We start from the raw sequence: 16,271 nt of genomic DNA, 5'->3' as shown, positions 1-16,271 counted from the left end.
ACACAGCGCCAACGGGGAGATCGCCATGCTGACGGACGCCGACATCCAATCGCACGCCGCGCGGATCCGCGACGACGGATACACCGTGATCGAGCGCGCCGCCTCGCCCGATTTGGTCGAGGGGTTGAAGGCGGCGGTGCTGAGAATCGAGAGCGAGCACAATCTTGCACCTGCCAGGACGTCGTTCGAAGGCTTCAAGACGCTGCGCATCAACAACCTCCTGACCTATGACGATCTGTTCTGGGAGGTGCCGCTGCATGACAATGTGCTGCCGGTGGTCGAACGCGTGCTGGACAGGGAATGCCTGCTCTCGTCGTTCTGCTCGCTGGTGCTCGGCCCCGGCCAGGAGGCGCAGCCGATTCACGAAGACACCCAATTGATCCCGCTGCCGCGGCCGCACATTCCGATCACCATCAATGCGATCTGGGCGCTGTCCGGTTTCCGCGAGGATAACGGCGCGACGCGGATCATTCCGCGCAGCCACAAATTCGATTCGTCGCCCGAATACGGCAAGGAGTACGATGCGGTCACCGCGACCATGCCGGCCGGCAGCGTGATGCTGTTCGACAGCGCGCTGTGGCATGGCGGCGGCGCCAACAGCAGCGACGCCAGGCGCTTTGCCTTCTCCTGCGCCTATTGCTGGGGCTGGATGCGGCAGCAGGAGAACTTGCAGCTCGGCATTCCGCGCGAGACCGCGGCCCGCTTTCCGCGCCGTTTGCAGGAATTGTGCGGCTACAGCGTCTACAAGGGCCAGTTCGGCCACATCGACAATCACGATCCGATCGAACTGCTCGGCCGCGAGCGCGGCAAGCGGATGGTGTGGGAGGCGACCGACGTCAGGAAGGCGCGGCTGGCGGAAGTGAAGGGATAGCCACCCGTCATTCCGGGGCGGCGCGATAGCGACGAACCCGGAATCTCGAGGTTCCGGGTTCGATGCTGCGCATCGCCCCGGAACGACGACACTAAGGCGTGCGTCGAAACCTCAAATACGCCGCCTTGCGCCCCTCGCGCTCGGCCTTGGCGCCGTAGCGCGTCATCGTGTAGTTCGGCCACGGCCGTTGCCAGTCGATCGCGCGCTCGGCGAGCCAGGCGAAGTCAGGCGAGCGCATCAGATGCGCCAGCGTCCAGGCGCAGTAGTCGTCGATATCGCTGACGAAGCGGAATTCGCCGCCCGGCGGCAGCAGCCGTGTCATGGCAGTGACCGTAGCATCCTGCACGAAGCGCCGCTTCCAGTGCCGCCGCTTCGGCCAGGGATCGGGATGAATCAGGTCGATGCGCGCAAGCGAGCGCGTCGGCGCCCAGGCCAGCAGTTCGGCCGCGTCGCCGGCGAACAGGCGGATATTGCCGATATTGAGCGCCTCGATCTGGGTCAGGATCTTCGCCATGCCGTTGACATAGGGCTCGCAGCCGATGAAGCCGGTGGTCGGAAAGGCCTGCGCCTCCGCGATCAAATGCTCGCCGCCGCCGAAGCCGATTTCGAGCCTGACATTCTCGGTGCCGTCATCGAACAACTCGGTCAGCGCCTCGGGCGCGGACGTCGAGATGTCGACGGCCAGATGCGGCAGCAGAGTGTCGATCAGGTCGGCCTGATGCGGGCGCAGCTTGTGGCCCTTGCGCCGCCCGAAGAACGAGCCGCGCGCATGCGCCATCGCGCCGTCGTCGGAGGAATCGCGATCGCCGCGGTCGCCTGGAGCCGGTGTCATCGCAGCGTTTGATAGAGACGGTGGAGCAGCCGCGCGCGCGGCTCGATCGACGAGATGTAGAGCTGCTCGTAATGGGTATGCGCGCCCTCGCCGTCGACGCCGAGGCCGTCGAGGGTCGCGGTGTGCGGGGCGGTGAAATTGCCGTCGGAGCCGCCGCCGGTGAACACATCCGCCAGCTCGAAGCCGAGCTCGGCGGCCAGCCCCTTGGCGTGCTCGTAGAGCGCGGCGCCGGCGTTGCTTTTCTCATATGGCGGACGGTTCAATTCACCCGATATCTTCACGCTGACGCCCTCGGTGCGTGAGGTGATTCCGAGGATCTTCGGCACCAGCTCGTCGGCGTCGGCCATCGTCGGCACGCGCATGTCGACTTCCGCATAGGCCTCTTCGGCGATCACGTTCGGCTTGGTGCCGCCGCGGACGACGCCGACATTGACGGTGACGCCGCGCTTGAGATCGTTCATCGCCTCCAGCGCCTGGATCACATTGCCGAGTTCCCGGATCGCGCTGCGGCCGTCCTCGGGGCGCGTGCCGGCATGGGCCGGCGCGCCCTTGATGAACACGTCGAACCGCGCGACGCCCTTGCGTCCGGTGACGATCTTGCCGCCATCGCGCGCCGGTTCGGTCACCAGCACGTATTTGGCCTTGCGGCCCTCGGCCTCGATCAGCGCCCGCGAGGTCGGGCTGCCGATCTCCTCGTCCGAGACGTAGAGCTGGGTGATGCCGAGCGGCGGGCGCGAGCCGTCGGCGCAGACTTGCCTGAACGCATGATAGGCGAGATAGGCGCCGCCCTTCATGTCGTAGATACCGGGGCCGAACGCGCTGTCGCCGTCGACCCTGAATGGTAACCGTTCGATGAATCCCATCGGATGGACTGTGTCGAGATGGCTCAGCACCAGGATGCCCGGCGCGTCCTGGCCCCAGGACGAGCGCGTCACCAGGTGATCGCCGCAGCCGTCGCGTCCCGCGATGCGCTCCACCGTGGCCGGCAGGTCGCGATAGCCCGACGCGACGAGATCAGCCAGCTTGTTGACCTGGTCGGGCCGCTCCGTCGGAGATTCGATCTCGACCCAGCGGCGGATGCCGTCGAGAATTGCGGCGGTTTCGAACGGGTTGCTGGACATGCTGTTGTCGTCGCCTGTGAATTCGCTTTGTCATTGCGCGCACGCGCCAAAGCATGATCCGAAATCATGCTCAAACGAGGCGCTAAAGCGCGACGATGCTCAAGCTGAACTCATCGCGTTAGCGTACGCCGGAATGGCATATTCCAGATTTGACGATCGCTCAAACGGATATGGCTGAATCAGACCTGCTCGGCCGCCTCGCGCGCCGCGATCTGCTCGACCAGTTCAACGATGCTGCGGCGGAGCTTGGCGTCCGCAATCCGCGTGAAGGCGCGGGTCAGGGCCAGGCCCTCGGCGGTTGCCAGAAAATCGGAGACATAGGTCGGCGAGGCGCCCTCGCTGAAGCCGTCGGCGGTCTTGACCCCACTCGGGCCGCCGTCGAACAGGAAAGAAACCGGCACCTGCAGGATTTCGGAGATCTGCTGCAGCCGGCTGGCGCCGACGCGGTTGGTGCCCTTCTCGTATTTTTGCACCTGCTGGAACGTCAGGCCTAACGCCTCGCCCAGTTTCTCCTGGCTCATGCCGAGCATGATGCGTCGCATTCGGACGCGGCTGCCGACATATTTGTCAACAGGATTGGGCGCTTTGGTGGACATCTCCAACTCTCCTAAGGGATTGCGCGCCCGTGGATGAGGCAAGTTGGAAGTGGAGTATGCCTCAGGCGCCGGTGCCGTCAAATCCTGCAAGGAGGATCGGGACGAAATGCGGACAATTTGCGCAAAGGGGCTGACTTGGCTTGTGATTTCGCGTGGACCCGTACAATGCGAAGTGCACGGTCGATCTGTCAACTGGTGGAATCATACTGAGGTAAATTTCGACGTTTTTTCGGGTTCGCGACAACCGGCGATATGCGGTCGTCAGGGTTTTCGCCTCACAAACCGCCGCCGCAACACGAACGCCAGGGCTGTGATCACAATCACAGCGGCGGGGATGTTCCCGACACGCGCATAGATCGTCGGCGCGATGGCCGCCGGCAGGCCGGCATCGAGCACGCCTTCGATGCCGAGCCCGAGTTGTGCAACGATCCGGCCGACGGGGTCGATGACGGCCGAGATGCCCGTATTTGCGGCGCGGACCATCGGCAGGCCTTCCTCGATGGTGCGCAGCCGGGCCTGTTGCAGGTGCTGGTAAGGGCCGGTCGAGATTCCGAACCATCCGTCATTGGTGACATTGACGATCCAGCCGGGACGGTCGTCGCGGCTTACGACATTGCCGGGAAAGATCGCCTCGTAGCAGATCAGGGGCAGGGCGCGCGGTGCATTCGGAATATCGAGCGTACGGCGGATCGTGCCCGGAATGTAGCCGCCCTGCACCTTGGTGAGCTGCACGAAGCCGACCTTCTCCATCCAGTCCTGGAACGGCAGATATTCTCCGAACGGGACAAGATGCAGCTTGTCGTAGACCGCGAGCACGCTGCCGTCATGGTCGATGACGTAGATGGAATTATAGGCGCGCGTCACGCGGACGCCGGGCGGCAGATCGGGCGCGCGCACCGAACCGGTGATCAGTACGGTTCCCTTCGGTAGCAGGTCGGCGATCTGCGCCATCGCGTCGGCTTCCTTGGTCAGGAAGAACGGAAACGCGGATTCCGGCCAGATCAGGATGGTGGCATCCTTCACGCCGGTGGCGTGCGGCCCGGAGGCGCGATCCGACAAAGTGAGATATTTCTGCATCACCGCCGCCTTGGCGGAGTAGTTGAACTTGGCGTCCTGCTGCAAATCGGGCTGCATGAGGCGCAGCTTGACGCCGTCGACCATCCTGGTCGGCTGCTGCGCGAGGCGGACCACGCCGAACGCCAGCATCGCTGCCAGCACCAGCACCGCCGCCACCGGCGCGCGCCACGGCTTGCGGCCGCGCGAGGCGCCGTCGATCAACACGGCCGGGCTTGCGAAGATCGCGACGGCCAGGAACGTCATGCCCCACAGCCCGATCAGCGACGCGGTCTGGGCCAGCGCAAGCGGCTCGGTCAGTGCGTAGCCGAACGCATTCCACGGAAAGCCGCTGAGGAGATGGCCGCGCAGCCATTCCGAAATCGTCAGGCTGACCGCGAGCGCCAGCACGCGCGAGGCGTCGCGCGGCCAGATCAGCCGCGCCAGCGCGAAGCCGAACGCAGTGAACAAAGCGAGATAGGCAGGCAGGCCGAGCACCGCGAACGGCGTCAGCCAGGCGAAGGTGTCCGCATCGACGAAGAAGGCGTAGCCGATCCAGTACAGGCCCGGCACGAAATAGCCGAGGCCGAACCAGAACCCGGACAGCGCCGCGGCGGGCAGACCGCGCCAGCGGCCGGCCGCACTGCCGTCGATCAGCCAGACCGCGATGGAAAAGGTGAGAAACAGAACCGGCCAGGCGTTGAACGGCGCCATCGCCAGCGAAGACAGCGCGCCGGCCGTGAGCGCGAGGACGGCGCGTTTCCATCCCCAGGTCAGGATGATTGCAAGGCCGATCGATCGGAGCTTGTCGGACAGCCTCACTGCGGACCGGCTCCCTCGCCGGGCGGCGGCATGTTGTCGTTCGCCTGCGGGTTTCCGGAGTCCGGCGCCTGTTCGCGGCGCCGCTCGCGCTCCTTGCGCGGCGTCGGCCGTTCCTTGCGCGCGGTGATGCGCACGCGCTTGACCCGCCGCGGATCGGCGTCGAGCACCTCGACTTCGTAATTGCCGGGTCCCGAAATCACCTCGCCGCGCACCGGCAGGCGCCCGACGAACGATACGAGGTAGCCGCCGAGCGTCTCGACCTCCTCGCCGGCGTCGCCGATCACGAAGTCCTCGCCGATCACCGAGCGGACATCGTCGAGGCTGGCGCGCGCATCGGCGATGAAGGAGTTGTCCGGCTGGCGAACGATGGACGGCGGCTCGTCGGAATCGTGTTCGTCGTCGATCTCGCCGACGATCTGCTCGACGATATCCTCGATCGACACCAGCCCGTCGGTGCCGCCATATTCGTCGACCACCAGCGCGAGATGGATCCGCGAGGCCTGCATCTGCGCCAGCAGGTCAATCGCGCGCATCGATGGCGGGATATAGAGCAGCTTGCGGATGATATTGGCTTCCGACAGCGGCAGTGCGAGATCGACGCTGCGCAGATCGAGCCCGGCCGGGAACGGCTTCTTGCGCTTCGTCTTGGTCGCGTCGGTGACGCGGGCCTTCGCGGTCATGAAGGCGAGCAGGTCGCGGATGTGCACCATGCCCTCGGGGTCGTCGAGGGTTTCGTTGTAGACGACGAGCCGCGAATGCGCCGCGCTCTCGAACAGGCTCATCAATTCGCCGAGCGGAATGTCGCGCTTGACCGCGACGATGTCGGCGCGGTGCACCATGACGTCGGCGATCCGCCGCTCGTTCAGCGACAGGATGTTGCGCAGCATGGTGCGCTCGATCGCCGAGAAGCCGACATCGTCGGGCGTCGAGGCGTCGAGCACCACCTGTAGGTCGTCGCGCACCGAGCCGGCCTTCCAGCCGAACAACGTGCGGATCGCGCGCACCAGCCAGCCCTCGGCCGCCGGGCGCTGCACCTCGCCCTCGTGCACCACGGCGGGCAGGTTGCTCACGTTGCGCGGGTTGTCGTGGGTCGGTTCGGAATCCGGCATGTCAGGCGATCCGATCCGCATAGGGGTCGGGAATGCCGAGGGAAGAGAGGATCTCGCGCTCGAGCGCCTCCATGTCCTCGGCATCGTCGTCGTTCTCGTGGTCGTAACCGATCAGGTGCAGGAAGCCATGCACCGCGAGATGGCTCAAATGGTGGTCGAACGGTTTCTGCTCTTCATCGGCTTCCCGCCGCGTCGTCTCATAGGCGATCGCGATATCGCCGAGCATGCGTGGGGCATCGTCGGGTCCGCCGGCGCCTTCTGGCTGCAGCGCCGGAAACGACAGCACATTGGTCGGCTTGTCGATGCTGCGCCAGTTGGCGTTCAGGGTGCGGATACCGGCGTCGTCGGTCAGCATCACCGCAAGCTCGGCATCGGCGACACCGGCATCGGCGATTTCGGCGGCAGCCTCGATGGCGCGATGGATCACCGCGTCGGCATTGGGCTCGGCCTGCCAGCATTCGGCGGTGACGAGAACCTCGGTTGCAGGAAAAGCAGACACGTTGGTTTCAAAATCTGCGTTATGGCCGGATCTCGCACCGTGCGGGCTCGCGGCCGAAGCTATTGGTCTCAAGATCTGGCGTTTGCCGGCTTTTGCGGCAATCCCTCATAGGCGGCCACGATGCGCGCCACCAACTCATGGCGGATGACGTCCTCGGCCTTGAAATGCACCTGCGCGATGCCCTCGACGCCGTCGAGCAGCTTCACGGCTTCCGTGAGCCCCGAGGCCTGGCCGTGCGGCAGGTCGATCTGCGACGGGTCGCCGGTGACGATCATCCGGCTGTTCTCGCCGAGACGCGTCAAAAACATCTTCATCTGCATCGTCGTGGTGTTCTGCGCCTCGTCGAGGATGATGGCGGCATTGGTCAGGGTGCGGCCGCGCATGAAGGCGAGCGGAGCGATCTCGATCTCGTTGCCCTGCAGCGCGCGCTCGACGACGCGGGCGTCCATCAGATCGTACAGCGCGTCATAGATCGGGCGCAGATACGGATCGACCTTCTCCTTGAGGTCGCCGGGCAGGAAGCCGAGCCGCTCGCCGGCTTCCACCGCGGGCCGCGTCAGGATGATGCGATCGACCTCCTTGCGCTCGAACAACTGCGCGGCATGGGCGACCGCGAGCCAGGTCTTGCCGGTGCCGGCCGGGCCGATGCCGAACACCAGCTCATGCCGCTTCAGCGCGCGGATGTAGGAATCCTGCGCCGCGGTGCGGGCGCGCACCGGACGCTTGCGCAGATTGATGGTCTCGAAGGTCGGCTTGGCGGTCTTGTTGTCGAATTCGAACAGCGAGCCCTGCGCGATCACGGCGCGGATCGCGCCTTCGACCTCGCCCTGGTCGAGGTCGTGTCCCTCGACGGCCTGCGCGTAGAGCGTCTCCAGCACGCGCCGCGCCGCGTCGCAGCCGTCGCGGGAGCCTGCGATGGTCAGATGATTGCCGCGGGAATCGACCACGACGCCGAGCCGCCGCTCGATCAGCGCCAGATTTTGTCCGTAGGGGCCGACCAGCGCGGATGCCGCGCGGTTGTCGTCGAAATCGATGACGACCTGAGTTTCAGGGGGCCGGGTCTCAGGTGGCATTTGCATGTCGCGGTCAGGTTTGCGGCTGGGAGCGAGCGAAGACGAATCCGATGCGCTTTTGGGCAAGGATTTCAGGCTCCAATGGTCTGCGAAATGAGGCCGGGCGCGGGTCGCGGCGCGAGCTCGCCGATCAGGCTGTAGCGCTCGAGGCTGTCGATCCTCACCGGGAGGACCTGGCCGATGATGTCGGGCGACGCCATCACATGGGCGGGCTGCAGATAGGCGGTGCGGCCGACGATCTGGCCCGGATTGCGCGCGGCGCGCTCGAACAGCACATCGACCGTTGTGCCAATCGCAGCCCGGTTGAAGGCCGATTGCTGGCTGTCGATCAATTCCTGAAGCCGCCCCAAGCGCTCGTCCATCTCGGCTGCTGACACTGTCTCCCGCATCTCCGCCGCCGGCGTGCCCGGCCGTGGCGAATACTTGAATGAATACGCCGCAGCGTATCCGATTTGCGTGACAAGCGCGAGGGTGGCGGAAAATTCTTCCGCGGTCTCTCCTGGGAAGCCCACGATAAAATCTGATGAAAAAGCAATATCTTGCCGTGCGGCGCGGAACCGGTCGATGACGCGCCGGTAGTCATCGGCGGTATGTTTGCGGTTCATGGCGGCAAGGATCCGGTCCGACCCCGATTGCACCGGCAGGTGCACGAACGGCATCAGTTCGGGCAAATCGCGATGCGCCGCGATCAGGGCGTCGTCGACGTCGCGCGGATGGCTGGTGGAGTAACGCAGCCGCGTGACGCCTGGGATTGCGGCGAGCCGTTGCAACAATTTGCCGAGCGGCCAGACGCGGCCGTCGGGGCCTTCGCCGTGATAGGCGTTGACGTTCTGTCCGATCAGCGTGAATTCGCGCACGCCATTGTCGGCGAGCTGCTTCACATCGTCGATGATCCTGGCGACCGGACGCGAGACTTCCGCGCCGCGGGTGTAGGGCACCACGCAGAAGGTGCAGAACTTGTCGCAGCCTTCCTGCACCGTGACGAAGGCGGAGATGCCGCGGGCGCGGATCGCATCCGGCTTCGGCTGCGGCAGGAAGCCGAACTTGTCCTCGACCGGGAATTCCGTTTCCAGCGCGCGGCCGTTTTGTTTGGCGCGCTTCAAGAGCTCGGGCAGATGATGATAGCTCTGCGGCCCGACCACGATGTCGACGGTCGGCGCGCGATGGATGATCTCGGCGCCTTCGGCCTGCGCGACGCAGCCGGCGACCGCGATCTTCATCTCGCGGCCCGCCCGCGCGGCCTCGTCCTTGGCGACGCGCAGCCGCCCGAGCTCGGAATAGACTTTCTCCGATGCCTTCTCGCGGATGTGGCAGGTGTTGAGGATCACGAGGTCGGCGTCTTCGGCGCTCGCGGTCTCGACAAAGCCCTCGCTGGCCAGCGTGTCCGCCATGCGTTGCGCATCGTAGACATTCATCTGGCAGCCATAGGACTTGATGTGCAGCTTGCGCGGCGTCGTCATGGAACCCTGAGAGCGAAAAATGGAAACGGCGCCATCGGGGCGCCGAGGCTGAAATATAGCTTAAACCGGGGAAAATCCAGCCGTCCCGCCGGTCATTCCGGGATGGTCCGAAGGACCAGACCCGGAATCTCGAGATTCCGGGTTCGATGCTGACGCATCGCCCCGGAATGACCCTCCAGGGATCAGCCGGCGAGCGCTCTGGTACCCACCCGCGCGATCAAATCGGGCAATTTCCGCATATCGGCGAAGGTGACGGCCGCACCGGCCCGGCGCAGCATGTCCTCGTGTTCCGCAGTGCAATGGCTGCCGCCGTAAAAACCGAGCACGGTCATCCCGGCGGCACGGGCGCCGGTGACGCCGGCCACGCTGTCCTCGATCACGACGCAACGCGCAGGGGTCACGCCCATCTGCGTGGCCGCGAACAGGAAGAGATCGGGCGCCGGCTTGCCGCGCTTGACCTGCGTGGCGGAGAAAATATGCGGCGCGAGCTGGTCGTAGAGCCCGGCGCAGGTCAGGCCGTGATGGATCTTTTCCGGCGTGCCGCTCGACGCCACGCATTTCGGTAAGCCGAGCGCGGCGATCGCCTCGCCGACATGCGCGATGGCGCTGAGATCGTCGGCATAGAAGCTCAGCGTCGCGTGCTTGACCTCGGCCTCGAAGGTCTCGGGCAGCGCGCGGCCGATCTCGCTCTCGACGATCCGCCGCGCCTCGCGATCGGACACGCCGAGGAAGCGCTTCAGCACGCCGTTAGGCGTAATCGGAAAGCCATGCCGCGTCAGCGCTTCCGCATGCGCGCGACAGGAGATCACCTCGCTGTCGACCAGCACGCCGTCGCAATCGAAGATGACGAGATCGAATGTCATGGTCGGGTGACGCGTTCCCGCACGCGCCTAGGACTTGCTGTCTTCGTCGAGCGGGACGCAATACAGCTCGAGACGATGATCGACCAGCTTGTAGCCGAGCTTGCGCGCGATCTCGGCCTGCAGCTTCTCGATCTCCTCGGAGGTGAACTCGATCACCTTGCCGTCGCGCAGATTGATCAGATGGTCGTGATGGCTTTCGGGCATCTGCTCGTAGCGCGCGCGGCCCTCGCGGAAGTCGTGGCGCTCGATGATGCCGGCATCCTCGAACAACTTGACGGTGCGATAGACGGTCGAGATCGAGATCTTGTCGTCGACGGCCACGCAGCGGCGGTAGAGCTCCTCGACGTCGGGGTGATCCATGGCCTCCGCCAGCACGCGTGCGATCACGCGGCGCTGTTCGGTCATGCGCATGCCGGTCGCGGCGCAGCGCGCCTCGATGCCGGTATTCTTCTGCGCAGGCGTGATTTTCACCGTCGTCATGGGTCCTTGGCGGGTCCTTGGCCAGTCCTTGTGCCTTGGATGGCGGAGCAGGGCGCTGTTCTGCCATCGCGCCGATGTTACGACAAGTCGCGGCGCATCAGAAGCGCGTTCAAATGTTCCCCGCCGGGCTGCTTGTAGTAGCGTTCGCGGCGGCCGATCACGCCGAATCCGGCCCTTTCATAGAGCCGTCGCGCCGGCTGATTGTTCTCTTCCACCTCGAGGAAGATGGTGCGGATGCCGCGGCCGGCAAGATGGCCGAGATGGGTCAGCAGCAGGTCGCGCGACAGCCCGCGGCCGCGCTGATTGGAATCGATCGCAATCGACAGGATTTCGGCTTCGTCCGCCGCCATCCGCGAGACGGCAAAGCCGATCACCTTGCGTCCCTGCCGCAGCCGGTGCACCAGCGTGTTGCGCTCGGTCAGCATCGCCTCGAATTCGCCCTCGCCCCAGCCGCGATGAAACGACGCGCCGTGCAATTGCGCGAGCCGCGCCGCATCGCGCAGCGATGCGGGCTCGATCGCGGGCGGAGCGCCGCCCCACCATCGTGACAGCCAGCCGATCATGTCGATCGCGGCGTGCTGATTTCGAGCCGGTCCTTCGGCGGCTTGGCGTCGGGCGCACGCAGATAGAACGGCCGCGGCGGCGCGGTCTCAGGATCCACGGCCGCGCCGATCCAGGCGACCCAGTTAATATCGGGCGCGGGCTGCCGGTCGACCTTGACCGGCGGTGCGGCGTCGGCGGGCCAGCGCTCGGCGAGGATATTGGCGGCGTTGCCGACCAGATGCAGCGCGCCGTGTTGGGAGGCCTCGAGCGCTTCCGCGATCGGCGCCACCTTCGGCTTGATGATCGGGCTGCCGTCGCCGCCGACCAGCTGGAAATAGACGTGATCATGCCGCGCATCGATCGCCGACAGGATCGCAGACGCGCCGTTCTCGGCGACCACAGGCGCGGCGTAGGCGGCGAGCGTCGACAGCCCGACCACCGGCTTTTCCGCGGCCAGCGCCAGGCCGCGCGCCGCCGAGAGGCCGACGCGCAGGCCGGTGAAACTGCCGGGGCCGGTGGTGACGGCGATGCGGTCGAGCCCGGCAAAGCCGATGCCGCTCTCTTTCATCACCCGGGCGATCAGCGGCATCAGCGCCTCGGCATGGCCGCGCTGCATCGCCTGCGATTCAATGGCGATTGTATTGCCGGAGGTGGTGTCGAGCACCGCCGCGGAGCAGGCGTCGAGCGCCGTATCGATGGCGAGAATCATCATGGGAGGGCGAATAGCGAATAGGGAATGGCGAACAGAGGTCCAGCGGAGAATGCTATTCGCGATTCGCCACTCGCCATTCGCCGCTCCATCACATCGGCCGGACTTCCTGCACGTCGGGCACGAAGTGCCGGAGCAGGTTCTGGATGCCGTGTTGCAGGGTTGCGGTCGACGACGGGCAGCCGGCGCAGGAGCCCTTCATGTTGAGATAGACGATGCCGTCCTTGAAGCCGCGGAAGGTGATGTCGCCGCCGTCATTGGCGACCGCGGGACGCACGCGGGTCTCGATCAGGTCCTTGATCTGCTCGACCGTCTCGGCGTCGGCCTCGTCGAAGAACTCGTCTTCCTCATCGCGCGCGTCGTCGCTGGCCGCGGTGCCGTCGGCGAGCAGCGGCGCGCCGGACATGTAGTGCTCCATGATCGCGCCGAGGATCGCGGGCTTGAGGTGCTGCCAGTCGCCGTCGGCCTTGGTCACGGTGATGAAGTCGCCGCCGTAGAACACGCCGGTGACGCCGGATACGGCGAACAGCCGTTCGGCGAGCGGCGAGCGCGCGGCGGATTCGGGCGAAGAGAATTCCATGGTGCCGCTGTCGAGCACCATGCGGCCCGGGATGAATTTCAGCGTGGCGGGATTGGGCGTGGCTTCGGTCTGAATGAACATTTGCTGTCTCCGGCGTCGCCGGTTCAAGGCCGGCGCGTTGGGTTCCATTATAGCGTTTTCGAGCGAAGTGACACCGGTTCGCGAAGAAAACGCGTCAAATCAAGGAGTCAGATGGCAACTAAAAAGCCCGCGATCAAGCCGCAAAACCGCGGTTCCAGGCGCATACCCATGCCCGGAAGCGGGTCCGGGGCCGGTAACGGGCTAGGACAGGGCGTCGATCTCGGCGTCGGTCAGGCCGCCCGGCACGATGCTAACCGGGATCGGGAATGCCCCCATGGTCTTGGCCATGGTGGTGATGATCGGCCCGGGCCCCTCGGCGCCCGGATTGGCGGCCAGCACCAGCGCTGCGATATCGACGTCCTTGTCGATCACGTCGAGGATCTGCTCGATCGGGTCGCCCTCGCGAATCACCCGCTCCGGGGTGATCGCGGCGATGCCGTTGGCGCGGCCCGCGGCGCGGTCGAGCGCCTCGTTGGCGGCTTCCTCGGCCTCTGCGCGCATGATGTCAGCGACCCCGAGCCATTGCTGGTTCTGGTCCTCGGTCTCGATCACCCGCAGCATCACGACGCCGCCGCCGACCCGGATCGCCCACCGGCTGGCGTAATAGACCGCGCGGTCCCATTCCGCCGTGTCGTCAACGATGACGAGGCATTTCGGCTTGTGACCTGACTCGTAGCTTCGTCGCTGGGTGGTCATGCATGTCCCGGTGCTGAACCAAACCAACCCATGGTGCCATACTCCCTCGCCGTTTGGGAGAGGGAGCGCGCAGTTCCTGCCTTGCGTGTCAGCGCGGACGGATGAAGCCGACGATGTCCTTGGTGATGCGCATGGTCTCGTCGGCGATGCCGCGGGCGCGGTTGGCGCCGTCGGCGAGGACCGCGTCGACATGGCCGGGATCGGCGACCAGCTTCTTCATCTCGGAGGCGATCGGCGCCAGTTTTGCGACGCAAACCTCGACCAGCGCGTTCTTGAAGCTGGAGAACTGCCCGCCGCCGAACTGCGTCAGCACCTCCTGCTTGGAGATGCCGGCCAGCGCCGCGTAGATGCCGACCAGATTGTCGGCCTCGGGACGCGTCTCCAGGCCCTTTTCCTCCGACGGCAGCGGCTCCGGATCGGTCTTCGCCTTGCGGATCTTCTGCGCGATGGTGTCGGCGTCGTCGGTGAGGTTGATGCGCGAATTGTCCGACGCATCCGACTTCGACATCTTCTTGGTGCCGTCGCGCAGGCTCATCACCCGCGTCGCGGGTCCCGTGATCAGCGGCTCGGGCTGCGGGAAGAACAGGCCGTCGGCGAAACCGTGACCACGAACTGAATCGCCGAAATCGTTGTTGAACTTCTGCGCGATGTCGCGGGACAGCTCCAGGTGCTGCTTCTGGTCCTCGCCGACCGGCACATGGGTCGCGCGGTAGAGCAGGATGTCGGCGGCCATCAGCACCGGATAGTCGTAGAGGCCGACCGAGGCGTTCTCACGGTCCTTGCCGGCCTTCTCCTTGAACTGCGTCATGCGGTTCAGCCAGCCGATCCGCGCGACGCAGTTGAAGATCCAGGTCAGCTCGGCATGGCCGGCGATCTGGCTCTGGTTGAACACGATGTGCTTCTTGGCATCGATGCCCGCGGCGATGAAGGCCGCGGTGACCTCGCGGGTGTTGCGGGCGAGCTCGGCCGGGCCGCCCCAGACCTCGACGCCCTGCGTGATCGCATGCATGTCGACGACGCAATAGATGCAGTTGTGAGTCTGCTGCATCTTCACGAAGTTGACGATAGCGCCGAGGTAGTTGCCGAGGTGCAGATTGCCCGTCGGCTGGACGCCTGAGAAAACCCGTTCAACGAACGCCATGGTCTAATTCCCGGAAATGGCTAGTTTTGCCGCGTCGTTTGCCACTTAAGCTCCGCGCGCGCAAGTCAGGCGGGGCGCCTTTGCCTGACGGCGTTAACCGCCTCGCGCCAGCCGGTGACGCCGAAAAGCTGCAAGAACAGCCCGTAACCGGCGATACCTGAGGCGATCAGCATGAGCAGGGAGGCTGCCTGCACGAAACCGTGGCTGCCGGCTGACGGCAGCGCGCCCTGCGCGAGCCAGAGCAGGGCGCCCATCGCGAGCGCCGCGGCCAGGATGCGCGGCAGCCGGCGGCGCGCATCGGCATCGATCGAGAAGCCGAAGGTCGCGGCCCCCTTGCGGATCAGTGCCAGTGCGTTGCTCCAGGCGCCGAGCGCGATGCCTGCGGCAATTCCGCTCGCACCGAAGATCTGGCCGAGCAGGAAGGCCGCCGCGATCGCCACCACGACCGCTTTCAGCGTCGCGAGCAGCGGCGTCAGCGTGTCCTCGCGCGCAAAGAATGCCGGCGACAGCGCCTTCACCAGCACATGCGCCGGCAAGGCCAGCGTCAGCCAGGTCAAGGCTTGCGCGGTTGCCGCGCTATCCTGGGCGGTGAACGCGCCGTGCTCGAACAGCATCCGCACGATCGGCTCGCTCAGCACCATCAGGCCGAGCGTCGCCGGCAGCGCCAGCCCGACCGCCAGCTCGAGGGCACGCGATTCCGCATGCGCGATCGCGCTGGATTCGCCGCTGCGCACGGCGCGCGTCATCTCCGGGATCAGCACGGTGCCCATGGCGACGCCGACAATGCCGAGCGGCAGCTCGAGCAGGCGGTTGGCGAAATAGAGCCAGGACACCGCCGATGGCGAGGTCGATGCGATCACCGCGCCTGCCACCATCAGCCATTGCGGCGCGCTGCTCGCGACCATGCCCGGGACCGCGCGGCCGAGAAAGCGGCGCATGTCAGGATCGAAGGACACGCTGAGCGGCGAAGCGAGTTTCGCGCCGCGCAGCGCCAGCATCGACAGTTGCAGGAAGCCGGCGATGCCGATCGTCGCCGCCATGACAATCGCCGCCTGCGCCGGCTCCTGCTGCCGCACCAGCAGCACGGCCATCACTGATATCAGCGCGATGTTGAACAACAGCGGCGAGAACGCGGTCAGCGCAAAGCGCCCCTGGGCGCTGAGCAGCGCCATCATCACGGTGACCGGACCGGCGAAGGCGAGATAGGGCAGCATCAGCCGTGCGTAGTCGACGGCGAATTGCAGCGTGTCGCGGCCGACGAACCCCGGCGCGATCGCCGCGATCACCAGCGGCATCAGCACGCCGATGACGAGCGCGGCCGCGATCACGGCGGCGCTGATGGTGCCGAGCACGCGGCCGGCAAAGGCGGTTGCCGCGTCCAAGCCGCCGGCATCGCGCGCCTTCAGCCAGGCCGGCACCAAAGCGGCATTCAGTCCACCCTCGGCCAGCAGCCGTCTCACCACATTCACGAGCTGAAACGCCGCCAGGAACGCATCCGCCACCGGCCCTGCACCCAGCAGCGCCGCGATCACGGAATCGCGCACGAAGCCGAGCAGTCGCGAGGCCAGCGTTCCCGAGGAGACCGTGAGGAAGGAGCGGAACATGGGGTCTGTATAGCAGTAGCGCGCTTTGCTGCCAGCGCCACTCCGTCAGCCCCGTCATCCTGAGGTGCGAGCGAAGCGAGCCTCGAAGGATGCATCGGCCACTAGTCGGGCCGTCCATCCTTCGAGGCTCGCCAAGAG

General features: G+C 65.9%; 17 protein-coding genes. 1 reads left to right on the top strand and 16 read right to left on the bottom strand.

Annotated features, from left to right (window positions below; translation table 11 throughout):
* Positions 1-25 precede the first annotated feature (25 nt).
* Positions 26-871: a phytanoyl-CoA dioxygenase family protein gene (locus ACVWYP_RS04415; protein ID WP_304497881.1), complete on the top strand. Its 846-nt coding sequence runs from the start codon at positions 26-28 to the stop codon at positions 869-871.
* Between the two features lie 91 nt (positions 872-962).
* On the opposite strand, the gene trmB is transcribed toward ACVWYP_RS04415, so the two are convergent.
* From trmB to murJ, 16 genes are all read right to left on the bottom strand, one after another.
* A complete protein-coding gene (gene trmB / locus ACVWYP_RS04410; protein WP_439711135.1) occupies positions 963-1,703 on the bottom strand; it encodes a tRNA (guanosine(46)-N7)-methyltransferase TrmB in 741 nt (246 codons plus the stop codon).
* The gene (locus tag ACVWYP_RS04405) at positions 1,700-2,824 is read right to left on the bottom strand and encodes a M20 family metallopeptidase (RefSeq protein WP_304497880.1); all 1,125 of its coding nucleotides are present in this window, start codon (positions 2,822-2,824) and stop codon (positions 1,700-1,702) included. The genes trmB and ACVWYP_RS04405 overlap by 4 nt, the downstream gene beginning before the upstream one ends.
* A gap of 179 nt (positions 2,825-3,003) precedes the next feature.
* Entirely contained in the window at positions 3,004-3,420 is a 417-nt protein-coding gene (locus ACVWYP_RS04400) for a helix-turn-helix domain-containing protein (RefSeq protein ID WP_016840389.1), read from the bottom strand.
* Positions 3,421-3,681: 261 nt separating this feature from the next.
* The gene (lnt, locus tag ACVWYP_RS04395; protein WP_304497879.1) at positions 3,682-5,295 is read right to left on the bottom strand and encodes an apolipoprotein N-acyltransferase; all 1,614 of its coding nucleotides are present in this window, start codon (positions 5,293-5,295) and stop codon (positions 3,682-3,684) included.
* Positions 5,292-6,404 carry a hemolysin family protein gene (locus tag ACVWYP_RS04390; RefSeq protein WP_028343903.1) on the bottom strand — a complete coding sequence of 371 codons (1,113 nt, stop codon included), beginning with the start codon at positions 6,402-6,404 and terminating at the stop codon, positions 5,292-5,294. The genes lnt and ACVWYP_RS04390 overlap by 4 nt, the downstream gene beginning before the upstream one ends.
* 1 nt (position 6,405) lies before the next feature.
* The gene (gene ybeY / locus ACVWYP_RS04385) at positions 6,406-6,903 is read right to left on the bottom strand and encodes an rRNA maturation RNase YbeY (RefSeq protein ID WP_028343902.1); all 498 of its coding nucleotides are present in this window, start codon (positions 6,901-6,903) and stop codon (positions 6,406-6,408) included.
* Between the two features lie 68 nt (positions 6,904-6,971).
* Entirely contained in the window at positions 6,972-8,042 is a 1,071-nt protein-coding gene (locus ACVWYP_RS04380) for a PhoH family protein (protein ID WP_080686933.1), read from the bottom strand.
* Positions 8,043-8,047: 5 nt separating this feature from the next.
* Positions 8,048-9,436, bottom strand: a complete 1,389-nt coding sequence (gene miaB / locus ACVWYP_RS04375; RefSeq protein ID WP_304497878.1) for a tRNA (N6-isopentenyl adenosine(37)-C2)-methylthiotransferase MiaB — start codon at positions 9,434-9,436, stop codon at positions 8,048-8,050.
* 182 nt (positions 9,437-9,618) lie between these two features.
* On the bottom strand, positions 9,619-10,299 hold the full coding sequence (locus ACVWYP_RS04370) for an HAD family hydrolase (protein ID WP_304497877.1): 681 nt from the start codon (positions 10,297-10,299) through the stop codon (positions 9,619-9,621).
* Between the two features lie 27 nt (positions 10,300-10,326).
* The gene (locus ACVWYP_RS04365) at positions 10,327-10,779 is read right to left on the bottom strand and encodes a Fur family transcriptional regulator (protein ID WP_016840396.1); all 453 of its coding nucleotides are present in this window, start codon (positions 10,777-10,779) and stop codon (positions 10,327-10,329) included.
* A gap of 77 nt (positions 10,780-10,856) precedes the next feature.
* Entirely contained in the window at positions 10,857-11,342 is a 486-nt protein-coding gene (rimI, locus tag ACVWYP_RS04360; RefSeq protein WP_304497876.1) for a ribosomal protein S18-alanine N-acetyltransferase, read from the bottom strand.
* Positions 11,339-12,034, bottom strand: a complete 696-nt coding sequence (tsaB, locus tag ACVWYP_RS04355) for a tRNA (adenosine(37)-N6)-threonylcarbamoyltransferase complex dimerization subunit type 1 TsaB (RefSeq protein WP_304497875.1) — start codon at positions 12,032-12,034, stop codon at positions 11,339-11,341. Before tsaB ends, rimI begins: the two co-directional genes overlap by 4 nt.
* A gap of 88 nt (positions 12,035-12,122) precedes the next feature.
* Entirely contained in the window at positions 12,123-12,692 is a 570-nt protein-coding gene (locus ACVWYP_RS04350) for a NifU family protein (RefSeq protein ID WP_028335524.1), read from the bottom strand.
* A 201-nt stretch (positions 12,693-12,893) separates the two neighbouring features.
* Complete coding sequence (locus ACVWYP_RS04345; RefSeq protein ID WP_304497874.1) at positions 12,894-13,388, bottom strand: universal stress protein; 495 nt, start codon at positions 13,386-13,388, stop codon at positions 12,894-12,896.
* Between the two features lie 88 nt (positions 13,389-13,476).
* On the bottom strand, positions 13,477-14,529 hold the full coding sequence (gene trpS, locus ACVWYP_RS04340; protein WP_304497873.1) for a tryptophan--tRNA ligase: 1,053 nt from the start codon (positions 14,527-14,529) through the stop codon (positions 13,477-13,479).
* A gap of 65 nt (positions 14,530-14,594) precedes the next feature.
* The gene (murJ, locus tag ACVWYP_RS04335; protein WP_304497872.1) at positions 14,595-16,133 is read right to left on the bottom strand and encodes a murein biosynthesis integral membrane protein MurJ; all 1,539 of its coding nucleotides are present in this window, start codon (positions 16,131-16,133) and stop codon (positions 14,595-14,597) included.
* Positions 16,134-16,271 lie beyond the last annotated feature (138 nt).

Source organism: Bradyrhizobium sp. USDA 3262, assembly GCF_054060035.1.
Note: the sequence above shows the minus strand (reverse complement) of the source record. Positions and strands in the feature narration are given on the sequence as shown.

Bases quoted from the DNA above. Each gene is read 5' to 3' on its own strand.
- ACVWYP_RS04345 (WP_304497874.1), bottom strand. From the start codon at position 13,388: ATGACCACCCAGCGACGAAGCTACGAGTCAGGTCACAAGCCGAAATGC.
- rimI (WP_304497876.1), bottom strand. From the start codon at position 11,342: ATGATCGGCTGGCTGTCACGATGGTGGGGCGGCGCTCCGCCCGCGATC.
- murJ (WP_304497872.1), bottom strand. From the start codon at position 16,133: ATGTTCCGCTCCTTCCTCACGGTCTCCTCGGGAACGCTGGCCTCGCGA.
- ACVWYP_RS04370 (WP_304497877.1), bottom strand. From the start codon at position 10,299: ATGACATTCGATCTCGTCATCTTCGATTGCGACGGCGTGCTGGTCGAC.
- ACVWYP_RS04390 (WP_028343903.1), bottom strand. From the start codon at position 6,404: ATGCCGGATTCCGAACCGACCCACGACAACCCGCGCAACGTGAGCAAC.
- ACVWYP_RS04405 (WP_304497880.1), bottom strand. From the start codon at position 2,824: ATGTCCAGCAACCCGTTCGAAACCGCCGCAATTCTCGACGGCATCCGC.
- ACVWYP_RS04415 (WP_304497881.1), top strand. From the start codon at position 26: ATGCTGACGGACGCCGACATCCAATCGCACGCCGCGCGGATCCGCGAC.
- ACVWYP_RS04350 (WP_028335524.1), bottom strand. From the start codon at position 12,692: ATGTTCATTCAGACCGAAGCCACGCCCAATCCCGCCACGCTGAAATTC.
- tsaB (WP_304497875.1), bottom strand. From the start codon at position 12,034: ATGATGATTCTCGCCATCGATACGGCGCTCGACGCCTGCTCCGCGGCG.
- ACVWYP_RS04400 (WP_016840389.1), bottom strand. From the start codon at position 3,420: ATGTCCACCAAAGCGCCCAATCCTGTTGACAAATATGTCGGCAGCCGC.
- trpS (WP_304497873.1), bottom strand. From the start codon at position 14,529: ATGGCGTTCGTTGAACGGGTTTTCTCAGGCGTCCAGCCGACGGGCAAT.
- ACVWYP_RS04365 (WP_016840396.1), bottom strand. From the start codon at position 10,779: ATGACGACGGTGAAAATCACGCCTGCGCAGAAGAATACCGGCATCGAG.
- miaB (WP_304497878.1), bottom strand. From the start codon at position 9,436: ATGACGACGCCGCGCAAGCTGCACATCAAGTCCTATGGCTGCCAGATG.
- trmB (WP_439711135.1), bottom strand. From the start codon at position 1,703: ATGACACCGGCTCCAGGCGACCGCGGCGATCGCGATTCCTCCGACGAC.